The sequence below is a fragment of the Thermoactinospora rubra genome (genome assembly GCF_002093975.1).
GTDB classification, from domain to species: domain Bacteria; phylum Actinomycetota; class Actinomycetes; order Streptosporangiales; family Streptosporangiaceae; genus Nonomuraea; species Nonomuraea rubra_A.
The window spans coordinates 244,445-261,867 of the sequence record NZ_MSZZ01000005.1 but is presented as its reverse complement, the minus strand read 5'-3'; the positions used below and the strand labels follow the sequence as shown (position 1 = coordinate 261,867).

Annotated in this window: 17 protein-coding genes; 10 read left to right on the top strand and 7 right to left on the bottom strand. The window is 74.0% G+C overall.

The window, feature by feature from the left end:
* Positions 1–40: 40 nt before the first annotated feature.
* From BSB02_RS18170 to BSB02_RS18150, 5 genes are all read left to right on the top strand, one after another.
* The gene (locus tag BSB02_RS18170; RefSeq protein WP_084960274.1) at positions 41–301 is read left to right on the top strand and encodes a dsRBD fold-containing protein; all 261 of its coding nucleotides are present in this window, start codon (positions 41–43) and stop codon (positions 299–301) included.
* 78 nt (positions 302–379) lie between these two features.
* Entirely contained in the window at positions 380–1,267 is an 888-nt protein-coding gene (locus BSB02_RS18165; RefSeq protein ID WP_084960169.1) for an ABC transporter ATP-binding protein, read from the top strand.
* Positions 1,264–1,977, top strand: coding sequence for an ABC transporter permease (locus tag BSB02_RS18160; RefSeq protein WP_084960168.1), 714 nt, complete (start codon positions 1,264–1,266; stop codon positions 1,975–1,977). The genes BSB02_RS18165 and BSB02_RS18160 overlap by 4 nt, the downstream gene beginning before the upstream one ends.
* A gap of 26 nt (positions 1,978–2,003) precedes the next feature.
* Positions 2,004–3,125: a sensor histidine kinase gene (locus BSB02_RS18155; RefSeq protein ID WP_143590835.1), complete on the top strand. Its 1,122-nt coding sequence runs from the start codon at positions 2,004–2,006 to the stop codon at positions 3,123–3,125.
* A gap of 19 nt (positions 3,126–3,144) precedes the next feature.
* Positions 3,145–3,810: a response regulator gene (locus BSB02_RS18150; protein ID WP_084960166.1), complete on the top strand. Its 666-nt coding sequence runs from the start codon at positions 3,145–3,147 to the stop codon at positions 3,808–3,810.
* Here the strand turns inward: BSB02_RS18150 and BSB02_RS18145 are convergent.
* Complete coding sequence (locus BSB02_RS18145) at positions 3,791–4,846, bottom strand: glycosyltransferase family 4 protein (RefSeq protein WP_084960165.1); 1,056 nt, start codon at positions 4,844–4,846, stop codon at positions 3,791–3,793. The genes BSB02_RS18150 and BSB02_RS18145 overlap by 20 nt on opposite strands.
* 61 nt (positions 4,847–4,907) lie before the next feature.
* On the opposite strand from BSB02_RS18145, the gene BSB02_RS18140 reads away from it, so the two are divergent.
* Genes BSB02_RS18140 through BSB02_RS18130 form a run of 3 tightly spaced genes read left to right on the top strand, consistent with a single transcriptional unit; the run spans position 4,908 to position 8,626 of the window.
* Positions 4,908–6,908, top strand: a complete 2,001-nt coding sequence (locus tag BSB02_RS18140; protein ID WP_084960164.1) for an amylo-alpha-1,6-glucosidase — start codon at positions 4,908–4,910, stop codon at positions 6,906–6,908.
* Between the two features lie 18 nt (positions 6,909–6,926).
* Positions 6,927–7,775 (top strand): DUF4429 domain-containing protein, encoded by an 849-nt coding sequence (locus tag BSB02_RS18135; RefSeq protein ID WP_084960163.1) that lies wholly within the window; start codon positions 6,927–6,929, stop codon positions 7,773–7,775.
* A 5-nt stretch (positions 7,776–7,780) separates the two neighbouring features.
* Positions 7,781–8,626 (top strand): amidohydrolase family protein, encoded by an 846-nt coding sequence (locus BSB02_RS18130; RefSeq protein WP_084960162.1) that lies wholly within the window; start codon positions 7,781–7,783, stop codon positions 8,624–8,626.
* On the opposite strand, the gene BSB02_RS18125 is transcribed toward BSB02_RS18130, so the two are convergent.
* The 6 genes from BSB02_RS18125 to BSB02_RS18100 form a co-directional block, all read right to left on the bottom strand.
* Positions 8,623–9,210 carry a hemerythrin domain-containing protein gene (locus BSB02_RS18125; protein WP_084960161.1) on the bottom strand — a complete coding sequence of 196 codons (588 nt, stop codon included), beginning with the start codon at positions 9,208–9,210 and terminating at the stop codon, positions 8,623–8,625. The two genes, BSB02_RS18130 and BSB02_RS18125, sit on opposite strands and share 4 nt — an antisense overlap.
* Before the next feature lie 134 nt (positions 9,211–9,344).
* Positions 9,345–10,286 carry a hypothetical protein gene (locus tag BSB02_RS18120; RefSeq protein ID WP_084960160.1) on the bottom strand — a complete coding sequence of 314 codons (942 nt, stop codon included), beginning with the start codon at positions 10,284–10,286 and terminating at the stop codon, positions 9,345–9,347.
* Positions 10,283–12,700, bottom strand: a complete 2,418-nt coding sequence (locus tag BSB02_RS18115) for an AAA family ATPase (RefSeq protein WP_084960159.1) — start codon at positions 12,698–12,700, stop codon at positions 10,283–10,285. The genes BSB02_RS18120 and BSB02_RS18115 overlap by 4 nt, the downstream gene beginning before the upstream one ends.
* Positions 12,700–13,839, bottom strand: a complete 1,140-nt coding sequence (locus tag BSB02_RS18110; RefSeq protein WP_084960158.1) for an exonuclease SbcCD subunit D — start codon at positions 13,837–13,839, stop codon at positions 12,700–12,702. The genes BSB02_RS18115 and BSB02_RS18110 overlap by 1 nt, the downstream gene beginning before the upstream one ends.
* 11 nt (positions 13,840–13,850) lie before the next feature.
* Complete coding sequence (locus BSB02_RS18105; protein ID WP_143590833.1) at positions 13,851–15,560, bottom strand: ATP-binding protein; 1,710 nt, start codon at positions 15,558–15,560, stop codon at positions 13,851–13,853.
* 243 nt (positions 15,561–15,803) lie between these two features.
* Positions 15,804–16,736: an SUMF1/EgtB/PvdO family nonheme iron enzyme gene (locus BSB02_RS18100; RefSeq protein WP_084960156.1), complete on the bottom strand. Its 933-nt coding sequence runs from the start codon at positions 16,734–16,736 to the stop codon at positions 15,804–15,806.
* A 108-nt stretch (positions 16,737–16,844) separates the two neighbouring features.
* Here BSB02_RS18100 and BSB02_RS42300 point away from each other — a divergent pair, with 108 nt between their 5' ends.
* Together BSB02_RS42300 and BSB02_RS42295 are read left to right on the top strand one after the other, a co-directional pair.
* Entirely contained in the window at positions 16,845–17,009 is a 165-nt protein-coding gene (locus BSB02_RS42300) for a hypothetical protein (protein WP_240506489.1), read from the top strand.
* Positions 16,931–17,251 (top strand): RidA family protein, encoded by a 321-nt coding sequence (locus BSB02_RS42295; RefSeq protein ID WP_338064349.1) that lies wholly within the window; start codon positions 16,931–16,933, stop codon positions 17,249–17,251. The genes BSB02_RS42300 and BSB02_RS42295 overlap by 79 nt, the downstream gene beginning before the upstream one ends.
* Positions 17,252–17,423 lie beyond the last annotated feature (172 nt).

Sequence of the window (17,423 nt, the reverse complement as noted above, 5' to 3'; positions counted from 1 at the left end):
CGCCGCACGGGCGCAGTCTCGAAGCAGGGAGATGGTCACCATGGAACAGAAGCAGTGGAACGTGCAGATCGCCATCACCGAGGATGACAGCGACACCATCACGACGGCCAGGGCGATGCTGATCACCGAGGACGGGATGCGGCACGAGAGCGTCGCCCACGCCCGGCGCAACCCCAGCGACCGCCCGGTGCCGGCCATCGGGGACGAGCTGGCGGTCGGGCGCGCGTTGTCGGACCTGGCCGCGAAGCTGATCGAGGACGGCGCGGCGGACGTGGCCCAGTACGCCAGCCCGGTCCGCTGAGCCGTACCACGATTTGAGTACGGCGGACACCGTCACCGGCTGACGACCGGGCGGCGGCCCCGGCCGCATGCTCGGTGCATGTCCATCAGCCTTCACGCAGTCAGCAAGTCGTACGGCGCGGTGCGCGCCGTACAGGAGGTGTCCCTGGAGGTGCGGCCGGGCCAGACCGTCGCGCTCCTGGGCCACAACGGCGCGGGCAAGTCGACCACCATCGGCATGCTGCTCGGCCTGACGGCTCCCGACGCCGGACGGGTCGCCGTGTGCGGCGCAGAGCCGTCGCGGGCGGTCGCCGAGGGCAGGATCGCCGCGATGCTCCAGGACACCGGCATGATGCCCGGCGTCAAGGTCGGCGAGCTGGTCGAGCTGGCCCGGCGCTGCTACCCCCGCCCGCTGCCCGCCGAGCGGGCGCTGCGCCTGGCGGGGCTCGACGGCCTGGCCGCTCGCCGCGTCGACAAACTGTCGGGCGGGCAGGCCCAGCGGCTGCGCTTCGCGGTCGCGGTCGTGGCCGACCCCGACGTGCTCGTGCTGGACGAGCCCACCCGGGCGCTGGACGTCAAGGCCAGGGTGGAGTTCTGGGCGGCGATGCGGGCCTTCGCCGCGACGGGCCGCACCGTCCTGTTCGCCACGCACTACCTCGACGAGGTCGACCAGAACGCCACGCGCGTGGTCGTGATGGCGCGCGGCCGGATCGTCGCCGACGGCACCCCGGCCGAGATCCGCCGCCTGGCCGGAGGCGGCACCGTCGGCCTGACCCGCCCCGGTCCCCACGACGGCCTGGCCGCGCTGCCCGGCGTCACCCGGGTCGAGGCCGAGGGCGAGCGCGTCACCCTGCACACCGCCGACTGCGACGCCACCGTGCGCGCGCTGGCGCCGCTGGACTGGCGCGACCTGCGCGTCAGCCCGGCGTCCCTGGACGAGTCTTTCCTGATGCTGACCGAGGAGCCCGAGAAAGGCACGGCCGCATGAACGCGATCCTGGTCCGCCTGGAGATCGTCCGGGCCCTGCGCGACCCCCGCTACCTGGCGCTGGCCGTGGCCACGCCCATCGGCTTCTACCTGCTGTTCGCCACCCTGTTCGGGCACGGCCCCGGCGTTCCCGGCGACCTCATGGTCGCCATGTCCGCCTACGGCGCCATCTGGGCGGTGCTGTCCACCACGGGCCCGCGCATCGCCCAGGAGCGCGAGCTCGGCTGGCTGACCCAGCTGCGGGCCATGCCCGTGCCCGCCTGGCAGGTCTTCGCCGCCAAGACCGCCGCCGGGATCGCCACCGCGCTGCCCGCCATCCTCGCCGTCTGCCTGACCGCCGCGCTCGTCAAGGGCGTACGGCTCGACGCCGCCCACTGGACCGCGCTCGTGGCCGCCATGTGGCTGGGCACCGCGCCGTTCGCCGCCCTCGGCGTGGCGATCGGCTACGCGGTCAACGCCGACGCCTCCTACGTCGTCTGCTACGGGCTCTACATGGTCACCTCGGCCGTGGGCGGCCTGTGGATCCCGCCCGCGCAGCTGCCGGAATCCTTCCGCGCCGTCTCCGGCTGGCTGCCCTCCAACCGCCTGGCCGACCTGGGCTGGCAGCTCCTCGGACCGGCGCCCGCGCTGTGGCCGGCGATCGGGATCCTGGCCGCCTGGACGGCCCTGCTGGGCGCCGTCGCGCTGCTGGCCTACCGGCGGCTGCGGTGATCTCTTCTGCGATCTATCCTGCGCGGGTGAGGCCGTGGCAGGAGACCCGCGTGGACCAGGCGCTCACGGCAGCCGTGGGCGCCATCACCGTGATCGGGGTGGCGACCGAGCTGGCCGCCACGGTCCGGCCGCATCCCCCCGCCCCGTGGGCCTACGCCCTGGCCCTGGCCGCGAGCGCGCCGCTGGTCGCCCGCCGCCGCGCTCCGCTCCTGGCCGCGCTGGCCGGGCTGGCCGCGTCCCTCGCCTACAACGCCGCCGGGTATCCCGGCCTGGCCCCCGCCCTGCCGCTGTTCGCCGCCTGCTACTCCATCACCGCCTACGGCCGCTCGCCCTGGTCGCTGGCGACCGGCATGGCCGTGGTCGGGGCGGCCTCGCTCATCCCCACCCTGCCCCCGCACCCGATGCCGTGGACGTCCTTCCCGGTCCTGGGGCCCAGCGCCGCCATGGCGTGGATGGCCGTGCTCGGCTCGGCCGCCCGCTCCCGCCGCCTGGCCGCCGACGAGCGGGTGGAACACGCCAGGGCCGAGGCGGCCCGGCGGCTGGCCGAGGACCGGCTGGCCGTGGCCCGCGAGGTGCACGACGTCCTCGCCCACACCATCGCGACGATCACCGTGCAGAGCGGGCTGGCGCTCGACGCCCTCGACAGCGATCCCGAGCAGGCGCGCGCGGCCATGCAGGCGGTGCGGGCGGCGGCCAAGAAGGCCAGGCCCCAGGTGCGGGCCGCGCTGGAGCTCCTGCGCGGCGGCGAGGGCGTGGCTCCCCAGCCGGGGCTGGACCGGCTGGCGGAGCTGGCCGATCAGGCCCGCCGCGCCGGGCTCCGGGTACGGCTGAGCCTCCCGCCGCCCGACGCGCCGGTGCCGCCCCTGCTCCAGCTGACCGCCTACCGGGTGGTCCAGGAGGCGCTGACCAACGTCATCAGGCACGCCGGCGCCGCCGAGGTGCGCGTCGGCATCGGCGTCGAGGACGGGGCGCTCGTCGTGGACGTCGCCGACGACGGCACGGAGCGCGGGTCCGGCCCGGGCGGCGGTTTCGGCCTGGCCGGCATGCGGGAACGGGTGACGAGCGTGGGCGGCACGCTGACGGCCGGCCCCGCCGGCGCGGGCGGCTTCCGCGTCCACGCCAGGCTGCCGCTGGAGGAGGCCGGATGACCCCGCTGGAGGAGGCCGGATGATCAGCGTCGTGATAGCCGACGACCAGCCCCTGGTGCGCGAGGGCTTCCGCGCCATCCTGGAGCGGGCCGGCGACATCGCCGTCGCGGGCGAGGCCGCCGACGGCGAGCAGGCGCTGGCCCTGATCCGCCGCACCCGGCCCGACGTGGCCCTCATGGACGTGCGCATGCCGCGCCTGGACGGCCTGGCCGCGACGGAACGGGTGTGCGGGGACCCGAGCCTCGCCGCCACCAAAGTGGTGGTGATCACGACCTACGAGCTCGACGAGTACCTCTACGCCGCGCTGCGGGCCGGGGCGAGCGGGTTCCTGCTCAAGGACCTGGAGCCGGAGGAGCTGCGGCGGGCCGTGCGGACCGTGGCGGCGGGCGAGGCGCTGCTGGCGCCCCGGATGACGCGGCGGCTGATCGCCCAGTTCGCCGCCAGGCCCCGGCGCGCTCCGGGACTGGCCGACCAGCTCGGCCTGCTCACCGAGCGGGAGAGGGAGATCGTCACGCTGGTGGGCGGCGGGCTCACGAACGTGGAGATCGCCAGGAGGCTGTCCATCAGCCCCGCCACGGCCAAGACGCACGTCGCCAGGGCGATGACGAAGCTCGGCGCGCGGGACCGGGCCCAGCTGGTGGTCTTCGCCTACGAGTCGGGCCTGGTCACCGCCGCCGGGCCGTAGCCTCGTCGAGCACCCGGTGATAGAGCCGCTCGTAGCCCTCGGCCATCACCGGCACGTCGAAGCGGCGCTCCACGTGCGCCCGGCAGGCGCACGGATCGAGGCGCCCCGCCGCCTCGATCGCCTCGGGCATGCCCGCGGCGTCCGGCAGGACGAAGCCGGTGACGCCGTCCTCCACCACCTCCGGCGCCGACCCGCGCCGCAGGGTCACCACCGGCGTGCCGCAGGCCATCGACTCGACCATGACCAGGCCGAAGGGCTCCTCCCACTGGATGGGGAAGACCAGGCAGCGGGCCCGCGCGAGCAGGTCGCGCTTGCGGTCGGCGTCGGCCTCGCCGACGTACTCCACGCCGGGACCCAGCAGCGGCTCGACGCATTCGGCGAAGTACTGCCGCTCGGCGTCCTCGGTCAGCTTGCCGGCCAGCACGATCCGCCGGTCGGCGGCCCGGGCCGCCTCGATGGCCAGATCGGGGCCCTTGTCGGGGGTGAACCGGCCCAGCCACAGCACCCAGTCCTCCTTGTCCCGCCGGAACGGGAACGTGCCGACGTCGATGCCGTTGTAGACCACGCCCGCCCAGTTCAGGTCCGGGGCGTGCGTGCGCTGCGCCTCGGAGATCCCCGCCAGGTACACGGTGTCGCCGAGGGCCCGGTAGTAGTCGCCGAGCTCCCCCTCGACCGGGCCGTGCACGGTGACCAGCGTCGGCACGGCGCGAGCCGCCGCCATCAGCGGCCCCGCGAGGGTATGGTCGTGAACGATGTGGGGATTCAGCCTGGCGATCTCCCGAGCGGCCGCCGCCGCGTGGAGGATCTCGGGCAACGGTTCGCCGATGCGATCCGAGGGGGCTGTTGGGTAGGTGGCTACGAAACTGCCAGGGGTGTCGGCCTTACCCGCGCCGATCAACGTGACGTCGTGACCACGCTCGACGAGGGCCCCGGCCAGATCGGCCACCAGAGCCTCGATGCCGCCGTAGCCGTGGGGCGGCAGGTCGTACCACGGCGGGGCGACAATCGCGACGCGAAGCGGGGATAGTGGCTGCATTGACAGTCCTCCGAACAAGGGAAACGTCCTCCCACCTACCCCTAGAGAGGAGATGTGATCCATGGACACGACCGTGACTTTGGTCGAGGGGAGCTCGTTCTGCGTGTCGTCCTTCAACGGCGACATCCATGCGGGCGGATCGCACGGCGTGTTCCACGCGGATACCAGGCTGGTGTCCCGCTGGGAGCTGCGTGTGGACGACGAGCCGGTGGAGACGCTGCAGGTGATCTCGGGCGAGCCGTACCACGCGACCTTCCTGGGCCGCGCCCGGCCGCGGCCGGGCCGGGCGGAGAGCAGCCTGCTCGTCGTCAGGGACCGCTACGTGGGCGCGGGCCTGCGCGAGGACCTCTCGCTGCGCAACTTGTCGGACGAGCCGGTGGGCTGTGTGGTGGCCGTCCACGTGGGATCCGACATGGCGGACCTGTTCGAGGTCAAGGGCGACCGTGTGCAGCACGTGCCCGACGTGGCGATGACGCCCACGCCCGACGGCCTGCGCATGTACGCCGACAGCAGGGGGCGCGGCACCCGGGTGGTGGCCGGCGACGGCGTGGTGGCCGTGCCCGGGCTGCTGACCTTCCGCGTGGCCATCCCGCCGCGCGCCCAGTGGAGCGTGATCCTGCAGGTCAACCCCATCGTGGAGGGCGAGGAGTCCACGGCGTGGTTCGCCGCGCACCAGCCGGTCGAGCACGCCGAGCCGGTCCGGCGGCGGGCCGAGTGGGCACGGTCGAGCCCCGTGGTCACCACGCCGCACAAGGTGCTGGCCAGGACGCTCGAGCGGTCCCGCGACGACCTGGGCGCGCTGCGGCTGGCCGACGGGTCGGTGGCGGCCGGCGCGCCGTGGTTCATGACCCTGTTCGGCCGCGACTCGCTGATCACCTCGTGGATGGCGCTGCCGCTGGACCAGTCGCTGGCCCTGGGCACGCTGCGGCGCCTGGCCGCGCTGCAGGGCCGCGTCGACGACCCGCTGACCGAGGAGGAGCCCGGCAAGATCCTCCACGAGCTGCGGCACGGCGTGCTGTCGCTGGGCGTCAACGCGAGCGCCTACTACGGCTCGGTCGACGCCACGCCCCTGTTCGTCATGTTGCTGGGCGAGCTGTGCCGGTGGGGCCTGTACGGGGGGGCCGTCCAGGAGCTGCTCCCGGCCGCCGACCGCGCGATGGAGTGGATCACCGCCAACGCCGACCCGTTCCTGGCCTACCGCCGCAAGAGCGACCAGGGACTGGTCAACCAGGGCTGGAAGGACTCCGGCGACGGCGTCAACCACGCCGACGGCACGCTGGCCAAGCCGCCCATCGCCCTGGCCGAGGTGCAGGGGTACGTCTACGCCGCCTACCGCTCCCGCGCGCTGTTCGGCGACGCCGACAAGTGGCTGCACAAGGCCGAGCAGCTCAAGCGGGACTTCAACGAGCGGTTCTGGCTGCCCGAGCGCGGCTACTACGCGATCGCCATCGACGGCAACGACCGCCCGGTCGACGGCCTGGCCTCCAACATGGGCCACTGCCTGTGGACCGGCATCGTCGACGAGGACAAGGCCCCGCAGGTGGCCGAGCACCTGCTGTCGCCCGCCATGTTCACCGGGTACGGCGTGCGCACCCTCGCCTCGACGATGGGCGCCTACAACCCGATGAGCTACCACAACGGCTCGGTCTGGCCGCACGACAACGCGCTGATCGCCGCCGGTCTCATGCGGTACGGCTTCGTCGAGGAGGCCCAGCGCATCGCCCTGGGGCTGCTGGACGCGGCGCGGGCCTTCGGGGGGCGGCTGCCCGAGCTGTTCTGCGGCTTCGGCCGGGACGAGTTCCCGGTCCCGGTGCCCTACCCAACCTCCTGCTCGCCCCAGGCGTGGGCCGCCGCGGCCCCGATCGAGCTGCTGCGGACGCTGCTCAGGCTCGTCCCCGACGTCCCGGAGGGCACGGTGCGCATCGACCCGGCGCTGCCGGAGGGCTTCGGGCCGATGCGGATCTCCGGCATGACCATCGGCGGCTCGCGCGTGACCGTCGACATCGGCGAGGAGATCGAGGTGACCGGCCTGCCGGAATCGGTGCGTCTCGTGGTCGGGTGAGGGGCCGATACTTGTCTCATGGCGGAGATCACAGTCCCCGACGGGTCGTGGGCGTTCGACCACGAGACCCTGCGCATCACCCCGGGCAGCGGGTCCGGCGTGCACGAGATCCGCAAGGTGCTGGGTGAGCTGGCGGTGCCGCTGGAGGCCGTCTCGAGCGTGGCGTTCGAACCCGGCCGCAAGGGCGGGCACTTACGGCTGCGCCTGCGCCCTGGCGCCGACCCGCTGACCGACGTGGCGGCGGGCGGCCTGGCGGCCCCCGCCGACCCCTACCGGCTGGCGGTGCCCAAGGACCGGACGGGCGCCGCCGAATACTTCGCCGACGAGGTGCGGGAGGCGCTGCGGATCTGGCAGGTCCCGCCGGGCCCCTGTGAGAGCTATCTCATGCCGGGCCCCGCCGTACCGGTGTCGGCCACCGCGGGCGACGCGACGGTCACCTTCGACGGCGAGCGGATCCGGCTGGAGTGGACCTGGATGGCCACCTCGGTCAAGGAGGCGGCAGGGCCCCAGGAGTTCCTGCTGTCGGAGGTCGTCGGCGTGGAGTGGACGCCGCTGGCCGGGGCCGGATACGGCAGCCTGCGCTTCCGGCTGAAGGACCAGCGGGACACCAAGCCGCCGACCAAGGACCTGCGGTGCGTCTCCTGGGGGCTGCAGAAGTTCGGCGGCACCACGGCTCTCGTCGCCGCCGCGGTCCACGCCCGCCTGACCCGCCAGGCCCCCGCCGCGCTGAGCGGGCCGCCCGCGCCCGGCGACCAGGACGCGGTGCTGCGCCGCCTGGCCGAGCTGGGCGAGCTGCACAGAAGCGGGGTGCTGACCGACGAGGAGTTCGCCGCCGCCAAGCAGGCCATCCTGCGCCGGCTGGGGTGAGCGGCGTGATCGTCGACGCGCACCACCATCTCTGGCGGGGCGACTACCCGTGGCTGGCCGAGCCGGGGCTGGAGCCGATCCGCCGCGACTACACCGTCGCCGACCTGCGCCGGGTCCTGGACGGCAGCGGCGTCCGGGCGACGGTGCTGGTGGAGGGCGGGCTGTGCGCGGCGGAGGAGACCGCCGGCTTCCTCGCCACGGCCGCCGCCACGCCCGAGATCGCCGGGGTGGTGGGCTGGGTGTCGCTGGCCGATCCCGACATCGCCGCGACGCTGGAGCGCTACCGGTCGCTGCCCGGCGGCGAGCTGCTGGTGGGGCTGCGCGACCAGGTGCAGGGCGTGGCGGACCCCGCTTTCCTGGCCCGCGCCGACGTGCGGGCGAACCTGGCCGCCATCGGCGCCGCCGGGCTGGCCTGCGACCTGGTGGTGCGCGCGCACCAGTTGCCCGCGTGCGCGGCGGCCGCGGCGGCGACGCCCGGCACCGCGTTCGTGCTGGACCACCTGGGCAAGCCCCGCATCGACGCCGGCGGCCTGGCCGAGTGGCGCGAGCTGGTCGCCCCGCTGGCCGCCTGTCCCAACGTGAGCGCCAAGCTGTCGGGGCTGCTCACGGAGGCGGGTCCCGGCTGGACGGGCGAGGCCGTCAGGCCGTTCGTGGAGGAGGCGCTGGAGCTGTTCGGGCCCGAGCGGCTGATGATCGGCTCGGACTGGCCGGTGTGCGAGCTGGTCGCGTCCTACCGGCAGGCTCTGGAGGTCATGGGGGAATGCCTGGCGGGCGTGTCGGGGGACGAGCGCGCCAGGATCCACGCCGGCACGGCGATCGACGTCTACGGCCTGAAACTCAGGGCACCCTAGCCGCGCCGGCGAAGGGCGTCCGCCAGTTCCTCCTTCGACATCCGCGAGCGGCCCGGCAGGTCCGCGTCCTGCGCCCTGCGGTACAGCTCCGCCTTGGACATGCTCTGCAGGGAGGCCGAGCCCCTGCGCGCCTGGACGGGCATCATGAGCGCGGCCAGCTCCTGGTCCCTGCGCTCCTTGAACGCCTTGCCGAGCTCCTGCAGCCGCTTGCGCCCGACGGCCCTGCCGAGGGCCGGAAGCATCTCGTTCTCCTCTTCCTTGATGTGGCGGGAGACGGACTGGACGAGCCTCTTGAGCGTCCGGTCGAACTCGGCGCCGCCGGGTTCGGCCGACTTGAGCCGGTCGAGGATGACCTCGGCCTCTTTGTGCTCCTCGAAACCGTGGTGGACGTCGCCGTCCCCGGCCGGAACGGCCTTGCGCAGCTCCGGGTAGACGCGGTCCTCTTCGGCCCGCGCGTGGGCGGTCAGCAGCGCGGCCAGCTTGACGAGATCGGCCCTGCGGTTGTGCGGGCGGTCCCGCAGCCGGGCGAACAGCGCCTCGATCTCTCGATGATCGCTGGTGATGAGCTTCACGACATCAGGCATGTAGCGATGATTTCCGCATAACACGACAAACGAGTCAAAATCGGCTTAATTCCTTATCAGCGATTCCCCCACCGCTGGAGTTGTCAAGAACACGGACACGTCACCGTCGAGACTGCCCGCCGCCTGCGGGCCGGTCAGTCCTGGCCGCCGGCCGTGCGCAGCGCCCGATACAGCAGCTGCGCGTCGCCCAGGTGGTGGCGCAGCAGCTTCTCCAGGCCGCCGATGGGCACGAGGTTCTGCGGCGCGCGGGGATCCTTGTAGTCCACCCCGGCCAGCGGCAGCAGGGCCAGCGTCACCGCGTCGGCCAGCCGTACCACCTCCTCGGCCGGCAGGTCCGCGCCCGCCTCGCAGCGCGCGATCCCGGCCCACGGCGCCGGCGAGGCGACCGGGAGCCGCACGTACCAGGCGTGCCGCCGCCAGCTCGTGCCCATGAGGAAGACCGGCGTGCGCTGGCCGGGCGCGAGCGCGGCGACCACCGCGGACTGCGGGGCGGGCAGGTAGGCGGTGTGGTGGGTCTTGATGTAGCCGACCGTGGCGGGCAGGTGGCCGCGGCCCCGCAGCGGGCCGTCCACCAGGAGCATGTCGTCGGCCCGCGCCCGGTGCCGCACGGCCAGCTCCACCTCCAGCCGCGTCACCTGCCGCTGCAGCGCCAGCGACAGCTCCTCCATGCTGGAGTCGGCGGCCTGGCACGGGTGGTAGGTGGCGTGCGGGGTCTTGACCTCCGGCGTGTACGGCGAGGCGCTGATCAGCGTCCGGTTCACCTCGACCGCGACCAGGTCGGCGCCCTCCGGGCCGCAGCGGACGATCCCGGCGGCGTAGGAGGCGGCGATGCCGGGCAGCGGCATGGGCTCCTCCTCGGAGTGCACCCACAGCCGGGCGTCGATCCTGCGCACGCCGTCGGCGACCAGCAGCGTCCGGGGCGGCTCGCCGCGCGGGGTGACGGGCCGCCACTCGTGCGGCGGCCGCTCCACGTCCAGAACGAGCTCCGCGCTGGTGGCGCCCAGCTCCGACAGCGCCTCGACGGCCAGGGCCGCGGCGTAGCCGGGGTCCCAGGGGTCGACGGTGAAGGCCGTCACGGTCCGACCCTCCGCACGTGCGAGCCCTTGGTGTCGCGGCTGACCGCGAAGCGCACCGGCACCCGCTCGGCCAGCGCCGGGACGTGGGTGACGACCCCGACCATGCGCTCCTGCCCGGCGGCGAGCCGTTCGAGGGTGGTGGCGACGGTGTCGAGCGTGGCCGGGTCGAGCGTGCCGAAGCCCTCGTCCAGGAAGATCGACTCCAGGCCGCGCGCCACCGTGCCCGACAGGGCCAGCGCCAGCGCGAGGGCGGCCTGGAAGGTCTCCCCGCCCGACAGGGTGCGGGCGCTGCGCCGCATCCCGGCCTCGGCGTAGTCGATCACCTCGATCTCGCTGCGGTCGCCCAGGGCCAGCTCGTACTGGCCGTCCGACAGCTCGCGCAGCGTGTCGGAGGCGGTGGCCACGAGCGTGGCCAGGGCCTCGGCGCACAGCCAGCGCTCGAAGGCGTTGGCGCGCAGCCGCAGCTCCAGCTCGTGGGCGACCTTGGCGGCCTCCTCCTTCTCGGCCACCTCCTTCTCCAGCCGCGCCGCGCGGGAGCGCTGCTCCCTGATCCGCTCCAGCGCGCCCTCGGCCCGGGTGACCGCGGCGGCGACGGCGGCGGCGATCTGGTCGGGCTGGTCGGGCTGGTCCGGGGCGGTGACGCCGTGCTCGGCCAGCCGCGCGGACAGCCGGGCCAGCTCGGCGTCCCGGTCCGCCTTCAGGCCGGCCAGCGCCTGCTCGGTCTCGTCCGCCACGGCGCGGGTGGCGATGCCCTCCTGGTTGCGCCACTCGATGAGGTCCTGCCAGGCGCGGTGCAGGTCGGCCCGGTCGACGGGCGGCGGGGCGACGTCGGCGTGGCGGCCCAGCGCCAGCAGCCGGTCGCGGGCGGCCTCCAGGGCCCGCCAGGCGTCCTCGGCCTGCCGCGCCGCCTGCTGGGCGCGGGCCCGGGCCTGGTCGAGCCGGGTACGGCAGGCGCGCGCGGCCTTCCTGGCATCCGAGACGAGCTGTTCGGCCTTGGCGACGGCCTCCAGCCCGGCCTGGATCGACGCGCGGTCCATCGAGGGCCTGGGCAGCGCGGCCAGCTCGGCTTCCAGGCGCCTGGCCTGGTCGGCCAGCACGGCGGCCGAGCTGTCGGCCTTGCCGTGCGCGGCCCTGGCCTGCTCGGCCTCCCCGCGGGCCAGCATGACGGCGCGCTCGGCCGTACCCAGGTCGGACAGCGAGCCGTGGTGCGGCAGCTCGGTCACGGCGCGCAGGCAGACCGGGCAGGGCTCGCCCACGGCCAGCCGGGCGGCCAGGCCGGCACCGGCGTGCGCGTCACGCAGCCGGTCGCGCTCCCGCTCGGCGGCGGCGAGCGCCTGCTCGGCCCGCCGGAGGGCTTCGGCCAGCCCGGGCAGCGCCCGCCTCGCCTCGTCGGCGGTCTCGCGGGCGCGCTCCAGGGATCGCGAGAGCCGTTCGTGCGCCTCCAGCGCCGCCAGCGCGGCCATGAGCTCGCCCCGCTCCCCCAGCTCGGCCAGCGCCCGCTCGGCCGCACGCTCGTCGGCGTCCAGGGCGGCGGCCTCCGCCTCCAGCGCGGCCACCGCCTCGGCCGCCTCCCGCGCGGTCGCGGCCAGCGTGGGCACCTCGGGCGGCATCGTGAGCGACCGCAGCCCGGTGATGCGCACGGTCAGCTCCCGCAGCGCCTCCTGGGTCCGCTGGATCTCGGCGTTCCTGGCGCGCAGCAGCTCCAGGTCGGTGCCGATGCCGTCGGCCAGCGCGCGCAGCGCCAGCGCCCGCTCCTCGGCCTCCCGCTCGGCCTGCGGCGTCGCGCCGGCCAGCTGGGCGAGCTGGTCGCGGGCGAAGGCGGCGGCCTGCCGGGCGGTCTCCTCCTCGCGCACCGCCCGCTGCCTGATCCGGTCGTAGACGTCGGCCTCCAGCAGCTGGATGAGCAGGTCCTGCCGCTCGCGCGGGGCCGCGTGCAGGAAGCGGGCGAACTCCCCCTGCGGCAGCACCACGCACTGGGTGAAGAACCTGTACTCCAGCCCGGTCACGCGCTGCACCTCGGCGGTGACGTCGTCGCCCTCGGCCACCGGTTTGAGGACCGACTCGAAGGTCGCCTCGCGCGGGTCCAGCTCGTCCAGCCTGGCTTCCTTGGTGCGGACCGTGCCCTTACTGTCGCGTGCCAGCGCCCGGACGACCGCGTAGCGGCGCCCCTCGCTCTCGAAGATCAGCCCGACCTTGCCGGAGGCGGCCGAGGGCGCCAGCGCGTGGGCGATCACGTTCTCCTTGCCCCAGCGCGGCACCGTGCCGTAGAGGGCGAAGCACAGCGCGTCGATGATCGTGCTCTTGCCCGCGCCGGTCGGCCCGACGAGCGCGAAGTACTCGACGTCGGAGAAGTCGATCTCGGTGGGCTCGCGGAAGCTGCCGAAGCCGTCCAGACGCAGCAGCAGGGGACGCATCAGCCGGTCACCTCGTCATACAGCCGGTCGAACAGCGCGGCCACGCGGTCGTCCTCCCGCCCGGTGGCGCTGAGGTAGTCGCGGAACAGCTCGCGCGGGCTGCGGGCGCCCCCGCCGGCCTGCCGTACGGCGCGCACCGGGCGGAACCGCTCGTCCAGCACGACGTCGATCGCGCCGGGCAGCACCTCGCGGACCTGGTCGGCCAGCCCCACCCGGGGCTTCTCCTCGACGATCACCTTGACCCAGTCGTCGCCCGCCTCCAGCGTCTCCAGCTGCTCCAGCGTGCCCCTGACCGTGCGCAGGCGGCGAGCGGAGGAGAAGGTCAGCTCCCGCACCACCGCCGGGCGGCCGGGCGAGACCTCCACCAGCAGCGCGCCCGGCGTGTTGGCCTCCTCGCCGAAGTCGACGGCGATCGGCGAGCCGCTGTACCAGATCGGGCACGGGCCCGGCATCTGCTGGCGGCGGTGCAGGTGGCCCAGGGCTGCGTACTGCGTGGCGGGCGGGAAGGCGGTCGCCTCGAAGTAGTAGGAGAAGATCGACTGCGCCTCGCGCTCGCCGCCCCCGAACCGGCCGCCGGGCAGCGTGCCGTGGGTGGCGACGAGGTTGACCGTGTCGGCCTGGAAGCCGGCGGTCAGGGCGGCGATCAGCTCGCCGATCCGCGCGGCGTAGTCCCGGTTGTGCTCGGCGGGCGTGCCGGTCAGCACCTCGGCCGCCCGCACCACGTAGCGGTGGGACAGGAACGGCAGGACGGCCAGCCGTACCGGCTCCCCGGTGCGGGCGGTGAAGGCCAGCGTGCCGCCCGCGTCGGGACGGCGGAACGAGCCGACCACGTGCAGGCCCAGCTCGCCCAGCACGGGCCGGTAGACCTCCAGCAGGTGCGGGTTGTCGTGGTTGCCCGCCAGCACCACCACCTGGCGGCCCTCCTCGCGCAGCGCCAGCAGCGCGGGCAGCACCAGCGACTGGGCCTCGGGCGTGGGGGCGGAGGTGTCGAACAGGTCCCCGGCCACGATGACGGCGTCCACGTCGTGCTCGCGGGCCGCGCCGACCAGCTCGCGCAGCACCGCCCGGTGCTCGTCGATCCGCGAGCGGCCCTTGAGGACCTTGCCCACGTGCCAGTCGGCGGTGTGCAGGATCTTCACGCTTCTCCTACTTAGAAGGGGGGGACGTCGTCTTCGGCGCCGGGCAGGCCCTGGAAGGGGTCCTGGGTGGTCTTGACGGCCGCCGGCGCCGCCTCCGAGGGGCGGGTGGCCCACGCCGGGAACGGGAAGGCGACCGCCAGTGGCACCGGGATCTCCGGCTGGGCGACGAACATCGTGCCCGGCTTGGCGATCGTCGCCCGGTCGCGGACCGCCGGGGGCAGCCAGCCGTACTCCGACCGCGTGGCCTCCGCCGGGTCCAGGCGGCCCGCCACCCGCACCGCGCTGTTGGCGACGATGCGCCGCTCGACCTCCGAGGCGGTCTGCTGGGCGCCGATGAGGATCACGCCCAGCGACCGGCCCCGCTCCGCCACGTCGAGCAGGATCTCCTTGATCGGGGAGTCGCCCTCGCGCGGGGCGTACTTGTTGAGCTCGTCCAGCACGACGAACAGCAGCGGCCTGGCCGTACCCGAGGACTCCTTGCGGTGGAACTCCCCGCGCAGCACCACGCCCACCACGAACCGCTGCGCCCGCTCGGGCAGGTTGTGCAGGTCGACGATGGAGACCTGGGCGTCGGAGGTGCTGATGGAGTGGCTGCGGTAGAAGGGCAGGTCGCCGCGCACGATCGGCGCCAGCGGCCGCACCGCGCTGCGCAGCCTTCTGAGGAAGGCGTTCACCGTGCCGAGCGGGGTCTGCGCGCCGGTCCACTCCGGCCGTGACTCGTCGTCCTGCAGCTGGTCCGACAGCAGCTCCACCAGGTCGGAGAAGGTACGGCAGGCCGTACCCCTGACCATGACCGCGCCGCCGTCGCCCACCGGCTCGGCCCAGGCCTTGAGCCGGGCGGAGATCTGCCCCACGAGCAGCGAGTAGCCCGCGCGCTCGTCGTCGGCGTCGGCGAACACGAAGCGCAGCAGCTCCTCCTGGCAGAACTCCACGAGCGTCCAGTAGAAGGCGCTCACGCCCTGGGTGCGGGCGGCGACGTGAGGCACGCCGTTGGGGTCGTTCGGCCGGGGCGGGGCGAAGACGTGGACGCTGCCGAACGGCCGGGCCGGAAGGCCGAGCCTGTCGTACGCCCGCCGCGCGGCGTCGTCCAGGCGGGTGTTGGCGTGGTCGAGGAACAGCAGGTCCTCGCCCTTCACCGAGAAGATCAACGCCTTGGTGTTGGCCGCCTCGCCGCCCAGCACGCCCGAGTTGAAGATCGAGTAGAGGAGGAAGGTGGCGAACGACGTCTTGGTCGCCACGCCGGACACACCCGAGATCGACACGTGCGCGCCGCGGGTGCCGTCGAGGAAGTCGAAGTTCACATACAGCGGCAGGCCGTCGCGCCCCATGCCGAGGGGGATGCGGCGCTCCATCACGTCGAAGTACAGCGCCTGGTCCCGGTCGCCCGAGGAGGCCAGGTAGACCTTCGCGCCCGGCAACGGCGGCACGAACACCTCGGGCTCGACCCGGGTGACGCGCACCTCGGCCACCTCCACCACGGCGGCCGGCAGCGCGCCGTCGGCGATCAGGAACACGTCGGAGTCGTAGGCGGCGCCCTCGTGCCTGGCCTCCACGGTCGTCACCACGCCCGCGACCAGCACGGGCCCGTAGCCGGGCACCTCGCGCCTGGTCACCACGACGTCGTCGAGCTGGACGACCTTGCCGGGCTCCAGGCCGATCCAGAAGGACAGCGGGGAGGCGGCCTGCGTGCCGAGGACCCTGCCGACCGTCTCACCAGTCACGGTCGCTTCGCTGCGGCTCGCCACTCCGTTTACTGTCACTGCCCCTCCCTGCTCACAGGGTAGTGGCCCTGGGAGCGTACGTCCGGATTTCCAGGCGTGTTCCGCGGGGAATCCACACAGCCGTTCGAACGCCTCGCGGTTCCGCCCTCGCTATCGGCTTCGCCGACTCCCGCACCCTCGGCGGAGCTCAGCGTCCGGTACGGCGGAGCAGGAACGTCGGCGAGCCTCGGCGAGACTCCCCCGTCAAGCGTCGCGAGCGCAGCGGAAGCCGGTGTGGCCACTCGACGAGTCAGGCGTGTTGGCCGTGCGCGCGGCGACCCTGTAGCGGTTGCAGTACGACTCGTGACACAGGTACGACCCGCCACGCATGGCCTTGGCCGTACCGGAGGCCGGGCGCGGCGCGGCGTGGTCGGTGGTCCACCAGTCGTCGCACCACTCCCACACGTTGCCCGACACGTTGTACAACCCGAACCCGTTGGGCTGGAACGCATCCACCGGAGCCGTCCCGCGGTAGCCGTCCGCCGCGGTGTTCTTGACCGGGAACCGCCCGCGCCAGATGTTGCACCGGTACTCCCCGCCCGGGTCCAGCTCGTCGCCCCAGGGGTAGCGGCGCTGCTCCAGCCCGCCACGCGCCGCGTACTCCCACTCCGCCTCGGTCGGCAGCCGCTTGCCCGCCCACCGGGCGTAGGCGTCGGCGTCGTTCCAGGACACGTGCACCACGGGGTGGTTCCCGCGGCCGTCCAGGTCGCTGCCCGGCCCCTCCGGCCGCCGCCAGCAGGCCCCCGCGACGCCGCACCACCACGGGGCGTCGGGAAGCCTGGGAGAGGTACGGCGCAGCGCCGCGGGCAGGAACCCGGCGAACACGTACGACCAGCCGATGCGTTCGGCCTCGGTCACGTAGCCGGTGTCCTCGACGAAGGCGGCGAAGCGGTCGTTGGTCACGGCGTGGACGTCGATGTGGAACGCCTCGACCCGCACCGGCCGCACCGGCCCCTCGCCGTCGGCGGGGATGCCATCGGGGTCGTCGCCGCCCATGAGGAACTCGCCGCCGGGGAGGAGGACCATGCCGTCGAGGTCGCCGTCCTGGCGGGCGGGCGGCATGCCGGACGGGGTTGCGCGTCCGGCGGCGGGCCGTACGGCCGGAGGGGCGCAGCAGGGAGCGGGGCGGTCATGCATAGCAGGCCCAAGATAGCGGGACCCCGGGTGGGCGGCCTCCGGACGCCTGGGCGGACGACCCGGGACCTCGGGACCTCGGAGATATCGGGACCTCGGGATAATCGCCGCGTGGCGATCACCAGGATCAGCCCCGACGCGCTCCACCCCACTCCCGGCTACAGCCAAGCCACGTCACCCTGGTCGAGGCGGTACGGCTGGCGTTCCTGGCCGGGCAGTGCCCACTGGACGCGGGCGGCGAGCTGGTCGGCGAGGGGGACGTGGACGCGCAGGTGAACCAGGTGGTGGCCAACTCCCTCACCGCGCCGGCCGCCGTCGGCGCACGGCCCGACCGGGTGGTCCGGTCCGTCATCTACGTCGTCAGCGAGGACACCGCCGTACTGGCCGGGGTGTGGAGACGGCTGCGGGAATCGCCGCTCGCCCCGGCCTCCACCACGGCGAGCACCCTGCTGGGCGTGGCGGGGCTGGGCTTCACCGGCCAGCTCGTCGAGCTCGACCTGACCGCTGCCCTGCCTTGAACCCACCCGAGATCCTCGGCAGCGGCGCTTCCACGGCCCCGGCCACTACGAGACCTCACCTGGACATTCCCCACATTCCAGGGTGAGCCGCCGATCACCTGAGAAGGCGGCGGCCGTCCTGTCACCCTTGTGGGTGTCATGGCGGCTCACATGGCGGGACAGATGGCTGATA

Coding starts and splice junctions, on each gene's coding strand:
- BSB02_RS18170 (WP_084960274.1), top strand. CDS start 41: ATGGAACAGAAGCAGTGGAACGTGCAGATCGCCATCACCGAGGATGAC.
- BSB02_RS18165 (WP_084960169.1), top strand. CDS start 380: ATGTCCATCAGCCTTCACGCAGTCAGCAAGTCGTACGGCGCGGTGCGC.
- BSB02_RS18160 (WP_084960168.1), top strand. CDS start 1,264: ATGAACGCGATCCTGGTCCGCCTGGAGATCGTCCGGGCCCTGCGCGAC.
- BSB02_RS18150 (WP_084960166.1), top strand. CDS start 3,145: ATGATCAGCGTCGTGATAGCCGACGACCAGCCCCTGGTGCGCGAGGGC.
- BSB02_RS18145 (WP_084960165.1), bottom strand. CDS start 4,846: ATGCAGCCACTATCCCCGCTTCGCGTCGCGATTGTCGCCCCGCCGTGG.
- BSB02_RS18140 (WP_084960164.1), top strand. CDS start 4,908: ATGGACACGACCGTGACTTTGGTCGAGGGGAGCTCGTTCTGCGTGTCG.
- BSB02_RS18135 (WP_084960163.1), top strand. CDS start 6,927: ATGGCGGAGATCACAGTCCCCGACGGGTCGTGGGCGTTCGACCACGAG.
- BSB02_RS18125 (WP_084960161.1), bottom strand. CDS start 9,210: ATGCCTGATGTCGTGAAGCTCATCACCAGCGATCATCGAGAGATCGAG.
- BSB02_RS18115 (WP_084960159.1), bottom strand. CDS start 12,700: ATGCGTCCCCTGCTGCTGCGTCTGGACGGCTTCGGCAGCTTCCGCGAG.
- BSB02_RS18100 (WP_084960156.1), bottom strand. CDS start 16,736: ATGCATGACCGCCCCGCTCCCTGCTGCGCCCCTCCGGCCGTACGGCCC.